This window comes from Sulfobacillus thermosulfidooxidans (assembly GCF_001280565.1).
GTDB classification, from domain to species: domain Bacteria; phylum Bacillota; class Sulfobacillia; order Sulfobacillales; family Sulfobacillaceae; genus Sulfobacillus; species Sulfobacillus thermosulfidooxidans_A.
Genome location: NZ_LGRO01000001.1, coordinates 210,084 through 229,151, shown reverse-complemented (window position 1 = coordinate 229,151; position 19,068 = coordinate 210,084). Strand labels below are relative to the sequence as shown.

Genomic DNA, 19,068 nt, shown 5'->3' with positions numbered 1-19,068 from the left:
AACTTCGTTTTCCATCGTAACACTGAGCCGCCATGCATGATCGTGCGCGGCACACAAAAATCCCTGGAAAGGCGTCCCGAGCACGGAAAAGTGCGGGAGTGGTCCCCTACAGGACTACGGCTTCCAACGGAACTGCGACAAAACATCCCAATATGCAGCAGTTAGCGTATGCCATTGGAACGCGGCAACACCGATTGCGCCATCCGTATTGGCACTTACTAGAGCATTATTTTCTTCCTGAACCGATGGATAGCCCACGGTTGAGTTGCCGTAAAATTGTAACGCTAAGTTTATGGCGATGGAGCTAACACGCGCTTGTTGTCGAGTTGTCAGAATTGCTTGTGAAATAAAGTTACGCACATATGAGTTAGTGTAATCAAAATCATCATGAACATAGTACTCGTGCCAATACGCCATCGGTTGGAGTACGTTTGAAAAATGAGCCACGACATTGTAAGGATAATAATGGCTCTGGCCAATCACAGAGGTTGGTCCGGTACGAGCAGGGTCGGGTACAATAGCGATGAGAGGATAGCCAGGACCAACCATGGCGCGCACTCCCTTTACATACTCTCCTAACGCCGTCGTGTTTCCATCGAAGTATAACGGACCTAACTCTAAATCCATGGCTAACCCAGATAATTGTCCTCCTTTCGAAGTCTTGTAGTGCACCAGGTAATAAGCGACCTGCCAGTCCCCCGCTAGTGATGTTTGGATCGTCTGTGCTGACTGGTTGTTGACATACGGGATTATCCACCCGATAACGCGAATCCCGTGGCGATGGGCTGAGTTCAGCAAATGATTAAACCATTCTTGTTGGGAACCTTGCGCAATTTGCAACCAATTTGAATACCCCAGTCGAATTTCAAGGTACTTCAATCCAGCCGTTTGTGCCCTGTTTACTATCACTTGCGGGGACATTTTAGCCCAATAAATCGGGGAAGTTGGCGCAAAACTATAAAATACGAACGCGCCTTTCCCTCGGGAAACTTCTGCCAGTCGCATAGCTGGCATGGGCTTGAAATGTCTGATTAATCGATCGGGCAGTGCTCGTGCTGGGGCATCGGTCTGTATGCCTTGTAAATTATTCGGGAGCGAATAGGATCTAAGCGTGCCCTCAATAGCCCGAGACCTCATCGGTGCTATTATTTGTTTTTGCGCATATGTCCTTTCGGTTGTTTTTATTACGCTTGAAGACGTCGGAGGAGTGCCACATGTCGATAACATCATCGCCAATGCGAATGTTCCTATGACTCGTGCCTTACCCATCGCATTGCCTCCTTTAATTTACTTGATTAACTAAAAGCGAATTCGACACCCCTTGAATATTCCTGCCTGTTTTCCAAAAACACTCTAAATTTGGGAATTTTTTAACTGTCGCCATGAACAGTATGAGTAAGAACTTCGTTTTCCATCGTAACACTGAGCCGCCATGCATGATCGCGCGGCACACAAAAAATTCCTGGAAAAGGTGCCCCGAACACGGAAAAGTGCGGCAGTGGTTCCCTACAAGACTACGGCCTTTTGGCGCTTGTTACAATAATTTATGAACATGGCACTCACATTATTTCACTTGTAGCAGTTCCCATCTTAGACGTCATTTCAGGCCTAAACGATACCAAACGACATTGCCTACTCTTTATTGTTTTCCAAGGTTTATTTTATTTTTATTGCTAGCGGAGTCGGTTATTTGGATTGTTTATCAAGAGCATAGCCTTGTGATCGTTATAACTACTGTCATCCACTTCTCAAGGTTTCTTCATACGTTTTTTAGAGGAGAAAAACCGAAAATATTTTTAACATTTTCTTCTAATCGAGAAAAGCATTGATGGTATAATGGTATCTTTCTTCGTGTAAATTCTACTAATTTTTCCAGTTGTTCCTCATATCGGAGGAAATAAAAAACGAGGGAACGAGAGTCCCTCTTTTGGTTGTCGGTCAATGGTGACCGCGAGCCACGCATCAATCGTGGCTTGATAACAGGCGATTTTCGCGGCTCGTGTGCGTTTCACAGGGGGAGCCGGGGAAAAATCCGTCGCTGTAGGTATGTCCGCACCGTCTTGCGATCACATCCGAGGGAGTCGGCGATATCCGATACCGTATATCCCTGCGCCTGCAAGACCTTCATTTGTTGAATCATCGACAGGGCCAACATTGCTTCCTCAACATCCTCCTCTCGGTCGGGGCCAATCGCCCCTCATGACTATCCGAGAAGGGTGAGGACAATGGCAATTTTCAATTGTCTGAAGCGCGTCCTGTACGGTGCCGTCTGGTCCCCCGATTGGACACGCATCACCCAGTCCAACCACGGATCGTCATCCAGATGAGAGCGTCTGGATCGGAGATTGGACGACTGCACCATATCTGGAAGTCCCAGGAACACATGATTCGTCATAGTTTTCCTCATTTCTTTTCGTGGACCAAAAACGCGGCCATCTTCCCACGCCGCGTATTACCAAACGAGAGCCCGCGCCCCGGACAGCCGTCAAATCTACCCGGAGACGCAACAGTAACACCGCCACATCTTCTCAATGGAGGTTGTCCCACGCTTCGTGGAATTTCGCTAGCGCATCCTTTCGCGTGATTTAACCGATTTGCTCGGTTTTTTGTTCCGGTGTTTTTGGACACGCGGCTTTTAAGGCCGTTTGCAACAAGGGGATCTCGCGATAGCCGGGGATCCGCGTCAAGGTCTCTTCAATGAAAAAACTTGCCGACGCCATCCACCGGAGGACTTGTTGCCCATTGGTCCAATGTTTGACATTTTGCGCATGGGTCCGCAATTGACTGTTGATGGATTCCATGGCATTGGTGTTCGCCAACGTTTGGCGCAAGAGGCCCGGGAGACCCAAACGATGCACGGTTAAGGTCTCGGCGAGCCCTTCCCGGAGGCTCCCGGCGGCGCCGGGATGATCCTTTTCGAGCTCTTTCGCGAGCGCTTCCAATGCCTGCGCGGCTTGATCCGCATCCGGTTCTTGATAGGCTTTCCGTAAGCGCTGGCGGACGCGATTTTCCGCCGATTTCGGCAGGTGGTCGAGCACATTCCGTTGCTTGTGGATTTGGCAGCGTTGAATGAGGACTTGATCCCCCCAGACCTCGCGCACCGCTTTGGCTAAGGCCTTGGCGCCATCGATGACCACGAGTAAACCGTGCGCGGCCGTCAGGCCGCGGGTGATGAGATCCTGTAATAATGCTGTCACCACCGTGTGGTTTTCTGTAGCCCCTTCGACTCATCCCAACACGCGTTTGTGACCGTCGGCATCAATGCCTAAGGCGCCAACCACCAGATGGTCGGCGACGCGCAACCCATCGATCATCACCACAACCCAGGTCCGATCGTCCAATCGGCGTTGCAAGAAGCGGTCCAGGGCTTGCTGCGTGGCCTGGATAAAACGGCGACTGACGGTGCTTTTGCTCGGGCCAGACTGCGGGACCGCGGCCTCAAAGGCTGCATCGGCATGGCTTTGTTGACGACTCGCTAAGCCATACAGCATCCGTTCGAGCACCGCTTGGGTCGCGAGCGTAGGGTCCTGAAACTGATGATAGGTGTCTAACGGAATTTCCTCCGAACCATCAGCCGCCCGCACCCGCGGGTGCGGGACGGAGATTTTGCGATCCCCCACAAAGACGCTGCCGACATCAGTCCCATGTCGGACCGCTTGGCGTTGCGGATCATGACGTCCTTTGGGACCGGCCAACTGCTCCACCTCCGCCGCCATCATCTGTTGCAACACCTGTAATCCGACCCGGATCGAGAGCGCCAATAAGCCGTCTTCCGCATCCTGGAGAATGTCCACCCACGGCACCGTCACAGGCTGTTCGGGCAGCGGTTTTTTCTTTATACTGGTAGTCACTAGCGATTCCTCCTCAAAATGGGTTAAGCACTCTCTATTCAACCAGAGAGCCATCAGGATCGCTAGTTTCAATTTCCACGAAAAATGGGGCATTCTCTCTCAATGAGCGTCCGACACCCGATTCACCGCACGATATCGTTCCCGCCCCGGCGATTAGAGCACACCTTAAACGCCTTTACAGTCTATTCTACCTATCGTGCGTCATCGTGTCCCCCTTGGGCTCGTGATGGATTGCTCGGTCTCTCATCACGCATGGGTAGTCGGTAACTAACCCCGTGACGGTGCGCCAACGGGATATCATGTCGTGCGGCATCCCCTACGAATTTGTTACTCCATGTCGTGGATCTCACTATACACACTTCTTACGGTTCGCATGCCTATGATTACCGTAGACACCAAATGCGATCCTACGATGTCGAACACAACCCATACCTTCACCAACGTCCGGGCCTATACCTCGGGAATCGGAATGCATAATCCGGTCTGTCAATCCGCATGCTAGGAAAAAAAGGAGGACCCCTTGCTATGATAATCGGATTCGGGGCGGCGGACGAGATCGCCGCTAGGCCCCATCCCGCTCCCGCGACCGCTGCGCCCATTATCCGTCAGGCGATGACGCCTCATAAGGTGGTCGCGCTCACCTTTGATGATGGTCCGAATCCCCGTTGGACCCCCAAAGTCTTAGCCGTGTTGCACAAAGATCACGTGCACGCGACGTTCTTTATCATTGGCTCTCATGCGTTGCGTCATCCTACCTTAGTGCGCGACGAACAGCGAGCGGGGATGGACGTGGAAAGCCATGGACACCAGCACCTCATTCTCCGTCATCGGACGGCGGCAGAGGTTCGTCAAGAAGTCGAGTATAACGCACACATCCTGGAATCCTTGGGCGTCCCTCATCCCACGTTGTACCGCCTGCCGGGCGGGGCAGCAAATCCTGTCGCGTTGCAGGTGTTGGGGCAAATGGGTTATCGCGTCATTGGCTGGAGCATCGATCCCCGCGATTGGCAACACCGGTATAGCGCATCCCAAATGGTTCATCGGATCGCAACCCAGATTCATCCCGGTGCCATAATCATCTTTCACGATGGGCCGAACGGTTCCCAAGCCACGGTGGATACCGTGACCCAGATTATTCCGGATCTCAGGCGCGACGGATACCGCTTTCTCACGGTTCCCCAACTGTTACAGGACGAAGCGCCAGCTCAACACCGTTCCACGGCAGTTCCGTCCGCTAGCGTGTTCCCATAACTTTCCAGACACTTTGGGAATGCCGTCACCATACCCTAGTTAAAACAGCCAAGGGAGGCACACAAGGTGTCCCATCCTAACGTGACACGCTGTCCCCGTTGCCCCTTAGAGCAGTTGGTGGCGGCGGCCTGTCGCGGTGATCTGCTCACGTGGTGGAAAATCTGGCATCAATGGCGAAAGACCGCCCCGTCTGCTACACCCTGTGACCAGTGTTCACGGCCGAACCGCGATCGCGGTCAAAGTTAATCGTCCCTACATCGGGAGGCTGGGAGGCAAACCTTGCGCAAGCCCCTTGCGTATTCAGGCCGTGAATGGGTCTGCGGTGAGCAGATGTTTCCCTGCCTCCGCGTCGGTAATCACCATCACGTTCGGATGGGTTTGCAAAACACTGGCAGGGCAGTCTTCCCCAACAGGTCCCCGCACAGCGCGGGTCAAGACGGCCCGCTTTTCGGGCCCCCACGCCATGAGCAGGATCTGTTTCGCCTCCATGATATTGGCGATACCCATGGTCAGCGCTTCGGAGGGGACGACCCCAGGGAATTGCCGGCTATTGCGGTGAATCGTCGAACGCGACAGACGCACTTTGCGTGTCCGACTCGCAAAGGAGGTCCCCGGCTCATTAAACCCGATGTGCCCATTCACACCCAGACCCAGTAATTGACAGTCCAAAGGCTGCGCATTCAACAGGGCCTCAAAGCGTTGACATTCTGTGTCCGGGTCCCGTGTGTTTCCTTGCAGAAAATGCACCTGGTGCAAATAGGGAGTAATCTGCGAAAACAAATACTGATGCATAAAAGCGGAAAAACTCCCAGGATGCTCCGGGGCAATCGGCCAATATTCATCCAAGTTAAATGTCTCCACATGTCTTGTCATGGGGCCTTTAATGGCCCCAAGTTGCTGAATCACAGCGTGATACACGGGAATCATCGTGTTCCCAGTAGCAAGGCCGAGACGCACCAATCTTTGTGTCAAAAAGAGCGGCACTACCATGGATGCCGCCCACTCACTAGCCTCATCTTGCGTAGAAAAAATAAGTATTTCCATTGCCAACATTCGCCTCTCAATAGCTATATGGAAGGGATAGTGCTCAAAGTAGAGTAACAGGTTGCATTAGACCGGAATCCCTGGCTAACGGGGATTATCCCCCCTGAACAGCTTGCGCTCCATCTAGTGCCAACGCAATCGCTCCCATCAATCCTGCATCCCGTGCAAAATGCGCTGTCACTAATTCAGGCGGAAACGGTACAAAAGAATTAAGGCTTTGCCTCAAATACGGAAAGATGACCTCATGCACCGTAGCCAATCCCCCGCCAATGACGACACGGGCCGGATCAAGGGCAATCACTAAATGCGTTAATTGGAACGACAATGTGCGTAATATCGGTTCAAGCCATATCCGAACGGATGGATCACGTTGGGCTCGACGCAAGAGATCACCGGCTCCGAGCCCCCACCCCAATTCATCGTGGGCTCGACGTTGAATCGCCCGGCCTCCCACTCGCTCCTCTAGAGGCGCCACGTCGTCGCGCACGCCATAGACGTCGTGTTCTGTCAGTGGATTATATGCAATTTCTCCGCTGGCACCATGAGCCCCTTGAATAATCCGTCCAGAGGCAATCAACGCCACGGCAATCCCTGTTCCCAGATTAACATACAGTCCCGGATCCATCCCTTGTAAAGCGCCCCATTTGAACTCGGCCAACGCAGCACTTTTAACATCGTTGGCAATCAGAACCGGTATGCCAGGGAATGCCGCATGCAGCAACTGAGGTAATCGCAATTCACGCCACCCGGCTACATTTGGTGCTAACAGCACTCCGCTATCCCGTGTAATCCCCATCGTCGCAACCCCGACACGCCGGAGTTGGGACTGGTATTGGGTTCTCGTACAATCAATCAGCTGGTGCGCTACCTCAAGGGCTCGCGATACCGCCTCTTGAGCATCGGGCAAGGTCGGAATATCCGCTCTGTGCAGGATCGTTCCGGTGTCATCAGCTGTCGCCAGTGCCATTTTCGTTCCCCCAAAATCCATCCCGAGCACAAAGGACCGTTCTCTCATCAGTCTTCCGCTCCGGCTGATGAGGAGGTCACATACATTTCTTTCACTTCGTCCTTTAGAGGATGAAAAGGCCACACGCGTTCATAATAGGCCCACACAACAAAGGCGATCAAACCAAGCACTGTCCATATGAGGGCCAGACGAATCGCGGGCCAGCCCGACGAGACAAACACATAGATCCACCCGATAAAGGCCACCAGACTTGGCAGAGGATACAGCCATTGACGGAACGGACGATGTAGCTCAGGTTGTTTGATTCGAAGGAGGGTCAGGGCAATCACTTGCCCAATAAATTGCACTACAATCGAAATCGCCATCAATGCATTAATGATGGCAGACAGACTGAAAAAGCTGAAAATCGCCGTGAATCCTCCCATTACTAATAAGGAAATATACGGAAATTTAAGGCGCGGATGCAGCACGCCGAAACTCTTAAAAAAGAGTTTGTCACGAGCCGCGTTATAGGGCAGACGGGATCCCCCCAAAAGTCCCGTGTAAACCGAGGCAAAAGCCGTCCACAAGATGAGAAGCGCAAGAATGGTGGCTCCGGTGGGCCCCCAAGCTTTTTCCATAAACAAAGTGCCAATCGTATTGGATTTCGCTGCTTCGTGCCACGGGACGACACCAATGATGCCGATATTCATGGACAAATCGATTACGCCCACGGCAAGAATGGCCAGAAGAATCGATCCCGGAATCACTTTGCCAGGATTTTTCACTTCATCCCCTAGATAAGCCGTCGTATAATACCCTAAGTAATCATAAATGGCAATCAATAGGCCCGCTCCTAAGCCTGCGAAGAATTTAGGTGTCAAAGCAAATGCTCCTGGTGGGTATGAAAATGCTAAGCGGGGATGAAAATGTGTGGCTGCCGCCACAATCACCATCAAGACAGTCAGAAGCATTCCACCCCAGAGAACCTGTGTAATGCGAGCGATAGAATCAATGCGTCGATATAACAACGCTACGGTAACAATCGTGATGCCCGCAGCCACCCATTTCGTATCTAAGGGCGTCATGCCATGCCAAAAGTACCCGAGATAATTTGCCATGCCGATCATTCCCGTCGACATAATCAAGGGGGTCGCGAGCAATGTCGACCACACAAAAAGAAACGGGACCAATTTCCCACTATAGTATTGATAGGCTTCGCGCAAATACACATACGATCCCCCGGTACCGGGCATTGCGGCCCCTAATTCGCTCCACACAAGTCCATCAGCCATGGCTAACAGTGCTCCCACAATCCACCCCAGGATGGCTTGAGGGCCCCCCATTGCCGATAAGATCAGCGGAATAGTAATAAACGGCCCAATACCCACCATTTGCGACATATTGACCGCCGTGGCTGAAAACAACCCGAGAGCGCGAATGAAACGGGGGGTCTCTTGGCTAGTTCGTGCCATTGTGAAAAATCTCCTTTCTATCATCATAAATAGACAAACAAGCGCGACAATTGACTATAATGATCCCTACGGGATTTTTACAACGAGTTTATGCGCTGATCCTAGCACACGCAGTTAATTTTGTGCATAATAGAATCATGTTTCTAAAAAATATTTGTGAAATATTCCATTTCGTGATCCTTTTCGATCATCAAAAAAGGAGAACCGTATTATGCGCGGTACACAGGTTTATCACCTGATTCACCATCAAGCCGAGGCCTGGCACGCCACCTTACCGTGGGCACAGCCCTTGCCGTTTTCTGGCCCCTATATCTTCAGCGGCAGCGGATCGTCCTATTATCTTGCGCAAACCGCGGCTCACTTTGCGCGGTTCTTAGGATTAGAGGCGCGCGCCGTCGCCTCCACGGACATTCTCTTAGAACCGGAAATTGCTTTACGCGGGACGGGGTGCCTGATCATCATTTCGCGGTCCGGAACCACATCCGAAGCTCTGTGGGCACTGCAGGCTGCACGGGAAGCCGACTGGCGAACCGTGGCCGTCACGTGCCACCCTGACAGTCCCTTGGCTGCGCACGCCGAACATCTCATCCTATCCCCGGAGGGGGAGGATGCAACCATCGTCATGGTGCAATCCTTTAGCAGTATGCTCTTTATCCTCCAACAGGTCTTGCAGTTAACCGCGACCGTCTCACGAGTATCGGAGGAGTTGGTCGCTGCCGTAGACGACATGGTGCAGCAAGCCGAAGCGGTTATCCCGCCCCTGCTGGCCGCACATCCTCCCCGTCGACTCTATGTGCTGGGCAGCGGGGTGCGCTATGGTATTGCCCAAGAAGGCGCCTTGAAGGCCCAAGAAATGTCGAATCAGTGTGCCATGGCCTATGCACCGATGGAGTTTCGTCATGGACCCTGGGGCAGCATCACCCCCGACGATCTGATTGTCGTCTTGGGCCAAACACGCCATCGATCCCATGAACGCACCGTCGTGCGTGATATCGCGCATCGGCAAGGCCAAGTGCTTGTGATTGCGCAGCCCGACTGGCATCATTCGGGGGCAGACTATTCAGCTATCCAGCTCCCGGCCTCCTGTCCCGATGTGGCCCTAGGCCCGTTAGCCGTGATTCCGTTGCAGTATTTAGCCTGGCAGTGGACTCTGCTGGTCAACAAAGACCCGGATCACCCGGTCAATATTACCCAGGTGGTGGAATTAGACCATGATGACTTCGCCCCGTGACCTCCCGAAAAACGCCCGGGAACGTCAACGCGCCATTTTGTCACGGCTCAAGCAAACCGGAACCGTCACGGTGCAAGAATTGGCCGAAACGTTTTCCTGTTCGCTCGCCACCATTCGGCGGGATATTCACGACCTGATGCAACGCGAACCCCAGATTCGGCGGTACCATGGGGCCATCGGTCTAGACCTGCAGGATATCGAACAACGCTTTCAGGATAAAACGGCCTTATTTCCCGAAGAGAAAGACGATCTGGCCGCTCTCGTCGTGGAATGGCTTCCCGAGGGTGCCGTGATTGGCTTGAACGGGGGCACCACCACAACGCGTGTGGCCACACAACTGGCCAAGAATCCCAAAGGACTCACGGTGGTTACCAATGCCATTAACATTGCCTACCAATTAGCCCAAACGGATATTCCAGTTGTGGTCGTGGGCGGTGATTTACGTCCCTACAACTATGAAACCACCGGGTCGATGGCCCTCCAAGGTCTGGCCGGCCTTCATCTCGATTGGGCCATCCTCGGGGCCAATGGCATCCATCCGCGCATTGGCATCACCACGACGGCCAGTGAGGAAGCGGTGTTGGGGCAAGGATTTCGCCGGGCAGCCGATCACGTGCTCATTGTAGCCGATCATAGCAAAATCCACCGCAACGCGCTTTACCGGATGCTGGAGTGGACCGACATCGACTATATGGCCACGGGGCTCCAAGCAGCGTCCGTGCTTCAGGAGTGGCCCGTGATGCCGGATCCGACCGTCAATGCAGCCCATACGGTTGGAATCTGGCAAACCCTCGTGCGGGAGGATCCCTCATGATTTATGCGGTCACCTTTAATCCCTCCTGGGATGTGGTCCTCCGGTTACCCACGGCCCTATATCGGGGTCATACGTACAACCGGGTGTCCTGGACAGGGTATGCCGGAGGCAAAGGCAACAACGTGGCCCGGGCCATTCAACAACTCGGTGGAGAGGTGACCGCTGTGGGATTTTATGGGGGAGCCATCGGGGACTGGATTCGGCACGCCTTAGCCGCACAACAGATCCCGTATCTCGCCGAACCCACGACAGACTCTTCCCGGATTTGTCTCAGTCTCTTAGACAATCAGCAGGTGACCGAAATTCGTGGAGAAGGTCCCTGGGTTTCTCCGGAAACGAGTCAGGCCCTGTTACGTCAGGTGCGTAATCGTTTGCAACCGCAAGACTGGGTCACGATTTCTGGCAGTCTGCCCCCGGGATTGTCGGCAGACGATATCACCCAATGGGTCCACACCCTCCGTCCACACTGCCAAGGGATTATCGCCGACCTCGCTGGAGACCCTTTAATCGCAGCGTGGGAAGCCGGGGTGAGGGCCATTTGTCCCAATCGGCAAGAATATGAGCAACTGCCCGCGGGTGTCTTAAGTTCCCGATCCCAACATCGCGTCATCACGCGAGGAGCCGAGGGCGTCCTGTGGTATCCTGCAGAGGGGGATATCCCGCAAACTATTCGGGCCCCTCACGTGCCCGTGCGGAATCCCGTGGGAGCGGGCGATGTGTTGGTCGGCGCGTTGGTGCACGCTTTGTCCCTGCAGCAATCCTGGTCGGACGCGCTCGTTTATGCGGTGAGGGCGGCATCCGCCAGTGTCGTCACCGAAGGCGTCGCCGAAATTGATCGGAATGTCTTGGCACAACTCGAGTCCCCCTGACGACAATCCGACCCGTAGCTGCACCAGACCCCATCGCCTCGCAGTTGTTTCGTAATAAACGCGGTAATCGGTGACGACTCTCCCGGTCCATCACCGAGCGAACAGGACATCCTCGCCCGTCATCCACCGCCGAAGTGGCACACTGTTTTGCGTTTTGCCATACCACTTTCATGCCCAAGGAGGCTTCCATGATGGCTCGTCACCCCTTACACGATGTGCTCTCCGACTTTGCCCAGACTCACCGTGTTCTCTTAGGCATCAACGCCGATAATCCAGAAATGGTCTTAGGGATTGCCCAAGCCCTGGAGACGGAACCGGTTCCCATGTTTGTCCAACTCACCCCCGAAACCCTGGCGATTTGGGGATACGATGTGCTCACATCCTTGCTGTCCACGGTCCTGGATCCCTTGCCGTCGCCGGTTTCGTGGCATTTGGACCATGCCACCACCCTCACGGACATCCGGCAAGCCCTGGATTGGGGATTCACCTCCGTCATGTATGATGGATCGGCCTTACCTTTTGCGGAGAATGTCCGCCACACCCAACAAGTGGTCGAATGGGCCCATGCGCGAGGTGTGTTAGTCGAAGCGGAAATCGGCCACGTACCAAAACCAGGAGAGCCTCTCGAATGGGCCCACTTGACCTCTCCCGAAGACGCCGTGGCTTTTGTGGAAGCGACGGGTGTGGATGTGCTCGCTGTCGCAATTGGGAATCATCATGCCACGCACGTTGCCACCTCCCACATTGATGTCGCCCGGTTAGCCGCCATTCATGCGGCATGCCCGGTTCCGCTGGTCCTCCATGGAGCTAGTGGGGTCGCGGTCGAGATGTATGATGCCATGCGTCACAACGGCATTGCGAAAATGAACTTTGGTACCGAACTGCGACGAATTTGGTGGCACACCGTCGAGCACATGCCGCATCAAAAACCACGGGATGTCCAGCGAGCAATCCGCAGGAAAATTCGCAATGCGGTCAGAGAAAAAATTCACCAATTATCCTTACCAGAATAGCACGGCGATCCGAAGCCCTTATACGGCTACCAGAATCGACATTGGCCCGTATTTGGACGGCAGCAGACCGGGCATTTCCCGTCCCCGATGAGATCGCGCCCGTCTGGCGGGCGCATCTCGCCATGTATAGGACCCACTCCGAAATCCCTGTAAGGGGGCGCAGCGTTCTTGATTGACAGCGCATTTCCCTGCCAATCGTTGGCGACGCAGCACATCGCTTTTTTCAGATCGCATTCCTCTTTTCCCAATCCCGTATCCGTCGCCGTCAGCCGCGGACTTCCTGGTCCGCGGACCGGAGTTTGCCGCCGGGGCAATCGGTTTCTTGAGTGCTGTGACTCACGGTATGGCTTGGTCCTTGAATTACGACCGGGTCAATTGTCCATGCTTCAATACCATCATTCATAAGGATCCTTCATCCTACCCCAGTAACCTTTGGGCATAACAGACCGACTTAAGTAATTGCCGAGCGCATCGATCCTCAACGTGCCAAACTATACCAGGCCCCATCAAAAATCAAAAACAGATGCAACCGCCATTCTTCTCGCTCTCCCAAGGCCAGATCCTTGGGTGATGTGCAAGCTGAGGTGGGAATTTTCCGTTTTGTTCGTCCGAGTTACGCTCGGCCAGGTCGATCCATGGTGGCATGCGAGAGGCGAACTCGAAGGATTGCGATGCCCTGCTGACTGAAATTTTGAAGACGGAACGATCCATTGGACGCCACTTCTCGCTTGGCGCGAGCAAACCCCAACGCGCTAACCCGGACGGATAGCGCGTGAGGCAAATACTCTGCGAGAACCCGAGAAAATGTTGATTTAAGAGGCCACACGCCGTATGATACGAAAAGCAAGCACGTGGTATGTCGCAGACTGTCAACCACCCCGCCCTCAAGGGCGAGGCTTGAAGTAAGCTTCAAACCCGAGGTTGACCAGTCCCAGCCAGGGGGCATTTGCCCCATCGGGCTACGTTATCCGGGTCATGACACCTGCGGATGCGCGATGCCAGTCCGCTGCCCTGTCGTCCAGAGTTAAACAGGCCTACGGGGTCGAAGCCAGTGCTCTGGATGCAAAAAGCCTGGGTAACATCGACGAGGCTCACGTTACCGGCGCAAGCCGAGTTGTTCCCGTAAGGAGATTCAACCATGCGCGTTTTCGTCCTTGACACCAACCGGAAACCTCTAGATCCCTGCCATCCGGCGCGGGCCCGAGAATTGCTCAAGAAGGGCAAGGCGGTTGTGTTTCGCCGCTACCCCTTCACGATCATTTTGCAGGACCGGACCATGGAGGAATCCATCGTCCACCCCCATCGGATCAAGATCGATTCCGGCAGCAAGACTACTGGGTTTGCGGTTCTCAACGAATCCACAAACCGTGTGGTCTGGGCTGCCGAACTGGAACATCGGGGCGAACAGATCCATTCCCGTATGCACGATCGGGCTTCTTTACGGCATGGTCGCCGCAACCGCAAAACCCGCTACCGTAAGCCCCGTTTCCGAAATCGGAATCCTGAGAAGTGTATTGTCTGCGGCAAGAATGCTCGCCATAAACACAAAACGTGTCGGAATCATGCCAAGGAGCCGTCTAACATGTCGGTTGGTTCAAGGTGGCTTCCGCCATCCCTGGAAAGCCGAGTGGCCAACACCGTCACCTGGACAACACGGCTGATCCGACTCCTTCCCGCAACAGCGATCTCCATGGAACTGGTTCGGTTTGACCTGCAGAAGATCGAAAATCCAGAGATTCAAGGTGTGGAGTATCAGCAAGGCACCCTCTTTGGATAGGAAGTCAAAGAATATCTGCTGGAGAAGTTTGGACATCAATGTGCCTACTGTGATGGGGCATCCGGGGATCCCGTGCTGAACGTCGAGCATGTCGTGCCCAAGAACCCCAAACACGGACCCAAAGGCACGGACCGCATCAGCAACCTAGTCATTGCATGCCGGACTTGCAACGAATCCAAGGACAACCTCCAACCTGAAGAATGGCTGTCCCAGTTGCAGGAATCCTCTCGGAAAATCGACCGGATCCGGGCTCAACGATTTCCTGAAGCCATGAAACAACTCAAGGTTTCGCTCAAGGACGCCGCTGCGGTTAACGCCACCCGCCGGGCTCTATTCCACCGGTTACGGGCCTTGGACCTCCCCTTGGAAACCGGGACCGGAGGGCAGACCAAATATAACCGGACCCGGCTGGGGTTGCCGAAGACTCACTGGCTGGACGCGGCCTGTGTTGGGGCTTCCACACCGGTTCGACTCACCGTTGAAAAGAGGCCTGCGTTCCGAATCAAAGCCACCGGCCATGGGAAACGTCAGCGGTGTGGCACAGACAAATACGGATTCCCAATCCGGCACGCGCGACGGCAAAAGAAGTTCATGGGTTTCCAAACCGGCGACATGGTTCGGGCTGTGGTCCTAAAGGGGAAACGCCAAGGCACCCACGTTGGGCGAGTCTTAGCCCGGGCAACTGGATACTTTCGAATTGGCAAGGCGGATGGCATTCCCTATCGATACTGCCACATCCTCCACCATGCGGATGGTTACCAATATGCCTATTGAAAGGAAGGGACGGCGCTCCTCCTCGCCCTGAAGGACGAGGCTTCCGCGCCGCGTAATTTTGGTGAAAGAATGATGTGAAGTGTGAGTGGGAGATGGAATATGGAGATTCGGCAAATCACCGAGGATGATGCAGAAGCCTTTTTGACCATGCAGCGCCAACTCGACCTGGAAACCGATTTCATGCTCATGGCACCGGGGGAGCGGCAAACAACCGTCGCACAGCAGCGGGACATCATTCATAAAATTCTCTCGGACGGTCGTTCTATGATATGGGTAGTGGCGGAGGGCCAACGTCTGGTCGGAGCCTTGACACTTCAGGCCATGGCCCCGCTCAAGATTCGCCATACCGGGTACATAGTGGTGGGAATTCTGGCTGCACACCGGGGCCAGGGTTTGGGATCCGCACTCTTTCGGACCATGGAGGCCTGGGCACATTGCCATGAGTTTCATCGTTTAGAACTCACGGTGATTTGCGAGAACCGCGCTGCACTGAATTTATACCTCAAACAGGGTTTTATGGTTGAGGGTCTTCGGCACGACAGCATACTGCAACCCAATGGGCATTGGGTGCACGAGTATACCATGGTTAAACTTCTATAAAATTCTTCGGATCCGTATATTGCAATCGGAAATTTTACGCACGTCTCCAACTGTCCATGATGTAGACTGGGAGTACTGCAACACGTGCAATGGAAAATTTGACACTTTAAGGGATAATGGAATTTTTCTGCGGCCTCCACCGGATGTTTCAGCCCGTGAGACAGGCCTCCCACGGTGTCCGTGTTTTTATGGAGTGCTCACCTTGCGCGTCAGGGTGCAAGCCACTGGCCATCGGTCGATCGTGTGTCAGTACTATGGGCATCTCTGCGTTTCTGATACCGCCCAGCACAATGCAAGAATTTCCTGCAGACACGATTCCCCCAACATCGTCCACCCCGTAACATTTTCCCCAGGTTAGAACCTACGACTGACAACGGATTAGAACAGGAAGCAACCTTGTGTCAGGCGGCTGGATAGTCACTCCTATCAGGCACCCCCGGGCCGAAATGGATCTCGGCGGGCAAAACTCTCTAAAATTTCTGCTTGTTGTATTGATTTTTATTTCTCCCATTTCTATAATAAAAGTGTCCGGAATATGGAAGGTGTTGTCCACAATGCGAACAGATTCAAGTCGAATTGCTGTCCTCTCCAAAATGGCGGAAATTCTCGATGTTTTAACCGAGGATTCCTCAATCACACTGCAGGCCCTGAGCCAGCAATTAAATTTGCCGCGACCAACCATTTACCGTATTGTCCAAACCCTTATTGACCAAGGCATTTTAACGTCGTCTCATCAACCGGGTCCCCGGCTTATCCACTGGGCGTCCCCTTCACGGAACACTCACGCCTTAGAACAGGCCAGTCAGGAAAGTTTACAACGCCTCGTCAGCACCTTTCGAGACACTGCGAGTGTTTACACCCGTGTTGGCTCCGCCCGCGTGTGCATTGCCCGGATCGAAGGGGTTGAATCCTTACGCCATACGATTCAAGTCGGGACGCCCCTTCCATTACATGCGGGTTCCGCGGGACGGATTTTACTCGCATGGCTCGACGATGAAACACGGGATCGTCTCATTCACGAGTCTCAAACCTTCTTTCCCGGACCGTCGCCACCAAGCTTCTCGGATTGGCAAGAAATTCGTGAAAAACAATGGGCCATATCTTTAGGAGAACGAGAATCGGCTCTCGGCTCCATCAGTGTACCGATTTTCACCGGAACCAACCACGTCATCGCGGCGTTAAGTATTTCGGGTCCCCAAGAACGGTTTGTGACAGACCGTCAAGACGCCATCATTTCCGCCTTACAGCAGGAAGCGCAAAAGATTACGCGACTTCTCTGTTCGGCAAAAAATGAACACGCCTTGGCCGCGACACCGCAACCATCACAGGCCATAGTAAATAAGGAAGACTAAACCATGGAGTCTATGAGCTTACAAGGCATTCGCGTATTGGAAATCGGCCAATTGGTCGCCGCCCCGTCAGCGACTCGCATCCTCGCGGATTTTGGCGCTGACGTCATCAAAGTGGAACCCTTAGAGGGCGATCCGCTGCGTCATTGGGGGGCTATGAGTCCTTACGGGCATTCATGGTGGTGGTCGATGCAATCGCGCAACAAGCGATTAGTTGCCATCAACTTGAAACATCCCACCGGTCAGCACATCATTCGCGAGTTAGCCAAACAAAGCGACGTCCTCATTGCGAACTTACGACCTGGACGTTTAGCCGAATGGGAATTAGATTATGAGCATCTTCATGCTCTGAATCCGCAACTCATCTATGTGGACATTTCGGGTTTTGGACTGACAGGTCCATACCGCGACCGTCCGGGGTTTGGAAATATTGCGGAAGCGATGGGAGGTATCCGCTATATTACGGGTTTTCCTGATCGTCCTCCGGTGCGCACGGGAGTCTCGCTCGGCGATGAATTGGCGGCGCTCTATGCGGTCATTGGGATTCTCATCGCTCTGGTTCAACGCGGTCGTGATGGATTAGGGGAGCACATTGATGTCTCGTTGGTCGAATCGGTTCTGGCCATTACGGAAGCGTTGATTCCCGATTATGTCAATGCCGGCATTATTCAAGAGCGCACTGGCAATCAACTTCTGCGAGCCGCTCCTTCGAACACGTATCCAACCCGCGACCAGCAGTGGATTGCCATTGGCGCCAATAGTTCGGCGACATTTGCGGCACTCACCACGGTTATGCAACACCCCGAACTGGTTCACGATCCCCGCTTCAGTTCCAATGCACAACGGGTGCGGCATGCGACCGAACTCGATACGCTGATCGCCGCATGGACCATCGAACACGACTTATCAGATTTGATGCAGCGCTTATTACAGGCAGGCATTCCAGCCGGTCCTGTCATGAGTGCCCGCGATATTGCCGAAGATGTCCACATTCAATCCCGCCAAATGATTACCTATGTTCCGCAGGATAATGGGGAACCCACGGGCATGCTGGGGATTGTGCCCAAGCTCACCCGTCATCCCGGAACCGTGCGTTGGGCAGGCGGCGCCATCGGACAACATACCGACGACGTACTAACCTCCCTTCTTCACATTTCTCCCACAGAGTTAGCCGTTTGGCGTGACCAAGGAATTATTCGCTAAAGGCCGGAAGGAGGAAACGCTCAGTGGGGACATGGCAATTTGAGGGCGGACTAAAATTTGATCGAAACGGCTCCCTGGTCATGAACAGCCAGTGGAGTATCGCAACGCCCGACGAGGATCGCGTGTTTTCCTTGCGTGATACGGATCTTCTTCTCCCCGGTCTCGCCGATTTCCATGTTCATATTCACTGGGGGCCCGATACGCTGGGAGTATCCCCGCCGGTGTTACTGCGCGCGGGCGTCTTGGTGGGAGGCGATGCGGGGACCCTGGGATGGCGCGACCCGGTTCCCACACGGAGATCGCCCCTGCCCCACATTAAACTTTGGATCTCCCTGCTTCCCCATGGCCTGAAACATCATCCCGCCCGGATAGCATTTCCCGGGTTGACCCCCCTGGATACCCAGCATATTGAGCACCTCATGGAACACCATGGCCACGATATCGCGGGAATTAAAATTCGACTGGGGCAGATTGACGCCGCCGATGACGCTCGACTCCTGACGACAGGGATTGCCATTGCCCAACAGGTTCAAGTTCCCTTGATGGTGCACGTCAGTGGATCATTTTTACCGCCTGAGTCCCTCGTCGAATCCTTAAGACCTGGTGATGTGATGACGCATGTCTTTCATGGCCTGCGTGGCCACTTTGCCCAGAGTGGCCTCAGCCATAAAAACCTTAGAAGAGGGCGTAAAACGCGGAATTTGGCTGGATGTGGGACACGGGTCCCGGCATTTTTCCTGGCGAACATTTCACCGTCTTACGGACGCAGGTCTCTTGCCTCATACCATAAGCACCGACCTCACCCAAGCCACCTGGCATCATCCGCCTGTTTATGACCTCAGTTATGTTTGCTCCAAACTGTACGCCGGAG

At 53.9% G+C, this 19,068-nt stretch carries 20 protein-coding genes and 1 pseudogene; 12 read left to right on the top strand and 9 right to left on the bottom strand.

Annotated features, from left to right (window positions below; translation table 11 throughout):
• Positions 1–114: 114 nt before the first annotated feature.
• From AOA63_RS01145 to AOA63_RS01135, 3 genes and pseudogenes are all read right to left on the bottom strand, one after another.
• Entirely contained in the window at positions 115–1,269 is a 1,155-nt protein-coding gene (locus tag AOA63_RS01145; RefSeq protein ID WP_053957985.1) for a hypothetical protein, read from the bottom strand.
• A gap of 739 nt (positions 1,270–2,008) precedes the next feature.
• Entirely contained in the window at positions 2,009–2,140 is a 132-nt protein-coding gene (locus AOA63_RS19185) for a helix-turn-helix domain-containing protein (protein ID WP_171822562.1), read from the bottom strand.
• A 445-nt stretch (positions 2,141–2,585) separates the two neighbouring features.
• Positions 2,586–3,905: pseudogene (locus tag AOA63_RS01135) on the bottom strand (IS256 family transposase).
• A 471-nt stretch (positions 3,906–4,376) separates the two neighbouring features.
• Between AOA63_RS01135 and AOA63_RS01130 the strand changes: the two are divergent.
• Both AOA63_RS01130 and AOA63_RS19180 read left to right on the top strand, forming a co-directional pair.
• Positions 4,377–5,102, top strand: coding sequence for a polysaccharide deacetylase family protein (locus AOA63_RS01130; RefSeq protein ID WP_053957983.1), 726 nt, complete (start codon positions 4,377–4,379; stop codon positions 5,100–5,102).
• A 66-nt stretch (positions 5,103–5,168) separates the two neighbouring features.
• The gene (locus AOA63_RS19180; protein ID WP_139061432.1) at positions 5,169–5,348 is read left to right on the top strand and encodes a hypothetical protein; all 180 of its coding nucleotides are present in this window, start codon (positions 5,169–5,171) and stop codon (positions 5,346–5,348) included.
• Between the two features lie 54 nt (positions 5,349–5,402).
• On the opposite strand, the gene AOA63_RS01125 is transcribed toward AOA63_RS19180, so the two are convergent.
• The 3 genes from AOA63_RS01125 to AOA63_RS01115 all read right to left on the bottom strand — a co-directional run bounded on the left by AOA63_RS01125 (position 5,403) and on the right by AOA63_RS01115 (position 8,567).
• Complete coding sequence (locus tag AOA63_RS01125; RefSeq protein WP_053957982.1) at positions 5,403–6,146, bottom strand: glucosamine-6-phosphate deaminase; 744 nt, start codon at positions 6,144–6,146, stop codon at positions 5,403–5,405.
• 94 nt (positions 6,147–6,240) lie between these two features.
• The gene (locus AOA63_RS01120; RefSeq protein ID WP_053957981.1) at positions 6,241–7,161 is read right to left on the bottom strand and encodes an ROK family protein; all 921 of its coding nucleotides are present in this window, start codon (positions 7,159–7,161) and stop codon (positions 6,241–6,243) included.
• On the bottom strand, positions 7,161–8,567 hold the full coding sequence (locus AOA63_RS01115; RefSeq protein WP_053957980.1) for an APC family permease: 1,407 nt from the start codon (positions 8,565–8,567) through the stop codon (positions 7,161–7,163). The genes AOA63_RS01120 and AOA63_RS01115 overlap by 1 nt, the downstream gene beginning before the upstream one ends.
• 211 nt (positions 8,568–8,778) lie before the next feature.
• On the opposite strand from AOA63_RS01115, the gene AOA63_RS01110 reads away from it, so the two are divergent.
• The 4 genes from AOA63_RS01110 (at position 8,779) to AOA63_RS01095 (ending at position 12,494) form a co-directional block, all read left to right on the top strand.
• Positions 8,779–9,798, top strand: a complete 1,020-nt coding sequence (locus AOA63_RS01110) for an SIS domain-containing protein (protein ID WP_053957979.1) — start codon at positions 8,779–8,781, stop codon at positions 9,796–9,798.
• On the top strand, positions 9,779–10,612 hold the full coding sequence (locus tag AOA63_RS01105) for a DeoR/GlpR family DNA-binding transcription regulator (RefSeq protein WP_053957978.1): 834 nt from the start codon (positions 9,779–9,781) through the stop codon (positions 10,610–10,612). Before AOA63_RS01110 ends, AOA63_RS01105 begins: the two co-directional genes overlap by 20 nt.
• A complete protein-coding gene (locus AOA63_RS01100) occupies positions 10,609–11,481 on the top strand; it encodes a 1-phosphofructokinase family hexose kinase (protein WP_053957977.1) in 873 nt (290 codons plus the stop codon). The genes AOA63_RS01105 and AOA63_RS01100 overlap by 4 nt, the downstream gene beginning before the upstream one ends.
• A 188-nt stretch (positions 11,482–11,669) precedes the next feature.
• Positions 11,670–12,494, top strand: coding sequence for a class II fructose-bisphosphate aldolase (locus tag AOA63_RS01095; RefSeq protein ID WP_171822561.1), 825 nt, complete (start codon positions 11,670–11,672; stop codon positions 12,492–12,494).
• Positions 12,495–12,512: 18 nt separating this feature from the next.
• On the opposite strand, the gene AOA63_RS19175 is transcribed toward AOA63_RS01095, so the two are convergent.
• The 3 genes from AOA63_RS19175 to AOA63_RS20010 all read right to left on the bottom strand — a co-directional run bounded on the left by AOA63_RS19175 (position 12,513) and on the right by AOA63_RS20010 (position 13,407).
• Positions 12,513–12,728 carry a hypothetical protein gene (locus AOA63_RS19175; RefSeq protein ID WP_139061429.1) on the bottom strand — a complete coding sequence of 72 codons (216 nt, stop codon included), beginning with the start codon at positions 12,726–12,728 and terminating at the stop codon, positions 12,513–12,515.
• Between the two features lie 31 nt (positions 12,729–12,759).
• Positions 12,760–12,897, bottom strand: coding sequence for a hypothetical protein (locus AOA63_RS19505; RefSeq protein WP_171822560.1), 138 nt, complete (start codon positions 12,895–12,897; stop codon positions 12,760–12,762).
• Positions 12,898–13,107: 210 nt separating this feature from the next.
• Complete coding sequence (locus tag AOA63_RS20010) at positions 13,108–13,407, bottom strand: hypothetical protein (protein ID WP_139061428.1); 300 nt, start codon at positions 13,405–13,407, stop codon at positions 13,108–13,110.
• 225 nt (positions 13,408–13,632) lie between these two features.
• Here AOA63_RS20010 and AOA63_RS19940 point away from each other — a divergent pair, with 225 nt between their 5' ends.
• The 6 genes from AOA63_RS19940 (at position 13,633) to AOA63_RS01070 (ending at position 19,033) form a co-directional block, all read left to right on the top strand.
• Positions 13,633–14,271 carry an RRXRR domain-containing protein gene (locus tag AOA63_RS19940; protein WP_197648370.1) on the top strand — a complete coding sequence of 213 codons (639 nt, stop codon included), beginning with the start codon at positions 13,633–13,635 and terminating at the stop codon, positions 14,269–14,271.
• Positions 14,272–14,286: 15 nt separating this feature from the next.
• On the top strand, positions 14,287–15,045 hold the full coding sequence (locus AOA63_RS19935; protein ID WP_347474795.1) for an HNH endonuclease: 759 nt from the start codon (positions 14,287–14,289) through the stop codon (positions 15,043–15,045).
• 99 nt (positions 15,046–15,144) lie between these two features.
• Complete coding sequence (locus tag AOA63_RS01085) at positions 15,145–15,645, top strand: GNAT family N-acetyltransferase (RefSeq protein ID WP_053957975.1); 501 nt, start codon at positions 15,145–15,147, stop codon at positions 15,643–15,645.
• A 554-nt stretch (positions 15,646–16,199) separates the two neighbouring features.
• Positions 16,200–16,997 carry an IclR family transcriptional regulator gene (locus tag AOA63_RS01080; protein ID WP_053960585.1) on the top strand — a complete coding sequence of 266 codons (798 nt, stop codon included), beginning with the start codon at positions 16,200–16,202 and terminating at the stop codon, positions 16,995–16,997.
• 3 nt (positions 16,998–17,000) lie between these two features.
• Positions 17,001–18,197 (top strand): CaiB/BaiF CoA transferase family protein, encoded by a 1,197-nt coding sequence (locus tag AOA63_RS01075; protein WP_053957974.1) that lies wholly within the window; start codon positions 17,001–17,003, stop codon positions 18,195–18,197.
• A gap of 23 nt (positions 18,198–18,220) precedes the next feature.
• On the top strand, positions 18,221–19,033 hold the full coding sequence (locus tag AOA63_RS01070; RefSeq protein ID WP_053957973.1) for a hypothetical protein: 813 nt from the start codon (positions 18,221–18,223) through the stop codon (positions 19,031–19,033).
• Positions 19,034–19,068 lie beyond the last annotated feature (35 nt).

What these genes read in the sequence shown, in the direction of transcription:
- AOA63_RS01145 (WP_053957985.1), bottom strand. Translation starts at nt 1,269, where the DNA reads ATGGGTAAGGCACGAGTCATAGGAACATTCGCATTGGCGATGATGTTA.
- AOA63_RS19185 (WP_171822562.1), bottom strand. Translation starts at nt 2,140, where the DNA reads ATGATTCAACAAATGAAGGTCTTGCAGGCGCAGGGATATACGGTATCG.
- AOA63_RS01130 (WP_053957983.1), top strand. Translation starts at nt 4,377, where the DNA reads ATGATAATCGGATTCGGGGCGGCGGACGAGATCGCCGCTAGGCCCCAT.
- AOA63_RS01125 (WP_053957982.1), bottom strand. Translation starts at nt 6,146, where the DNA reads ATGGAAATACTTATTTTTTCTACGCAAGATGAGGCTAGTGAGTGGGCG.
- AOA63_RS01120 (WP_053957981.1), bottom strand. Translation starts at nt 7,161, where the DNA reads ATGAGAGAACGGTCCTTTGTGCTCGGGATGGATTTTGGGGGAACGAAA.
- AOA63_RS01115 (WP_053957980.1), bottom strand. Translation starts at nt 8,567, where the DNA reads ATGGCACGAACTAGCCAAGAGACCCCCCGTTTCATTCGCGCTCTCGGG.
- AOA63_RS01110 (WP_053957979.1), top strand. Translation starts at nt 8,779, where the DNA reads ATGCGCGGTACACAGGTTTATCACCTGATTCACCATCAAGCCGAGGCC.
- AOA63_RS01105 (WP_053957978.1), top strand. Translation starts at nt 9,779, where the DNA reads ATGATGACTTCGCCCCGTGACCTCCCGAAAAACGCCCGGGAACGTCAA.
- AOA63_RS01100 (WP_053957977.1), top strand. Translation starts at nt 10,609, where the DNA reads ATGATTTATGCGGTCACCTTTAATCCCTCCTGGGATGTGGTCCTCCGG.
- AOA63_RS01095 (WP_171822561.1), top strand. Translation starts at nt 11,670, where the DNA reads ATGATGGCTCGTCACCCCTTACACGATGTGCTCTCCGACTTTGCCCAG.
- AOA63_RS19175 (WP_139061429.1), bottom strand. Translation starts at nt 12,728, where the DNA reads ATGCGATCTGAAAAAAGCGATGTGCTGCGTCGCCAACGATTGGCAGGG.
- AOA63_RS19505 (WP_171822560.1), bottom strand. Translation starts at nt 12,897, where the DNA reads ATGAATGATGGTATTGAAGCATGGACAATTGACCCGGTCGTAATTCAA.
- AOA63_RS19940 (WP_197648370.1), top strand. Translation starts at nt 13,633, where the DNA reads ATGCGCGTTTTCGTCCTTGACACCAACCGGAAACCTCTAGATCCCTGC.
- AOA63_RS01085 (WP_053957975.1), top strand. Translation starts at nt 15,145, where the DNA reads ATGGAGATTCGGCAAATCACCGAGGATGATGCAGAAGCCTTTTTGACC.
- AOA63_RS01080 (WP_053960585.1), top strand. Translation starts at nt 16,200, where the DNA reads ATGCGAACAGATTCAAGTCGAATTGCTGTCCTCTCCAAAATGGCGGAA.
- AOA63_RS01075 (WP_053957974.1), top strand. Translation starts at nt 17,001, where the DNA reads ATGGAGTCTATGAGCTTACAAGGCATTCGCGTATTGGAAATCGGCCAA.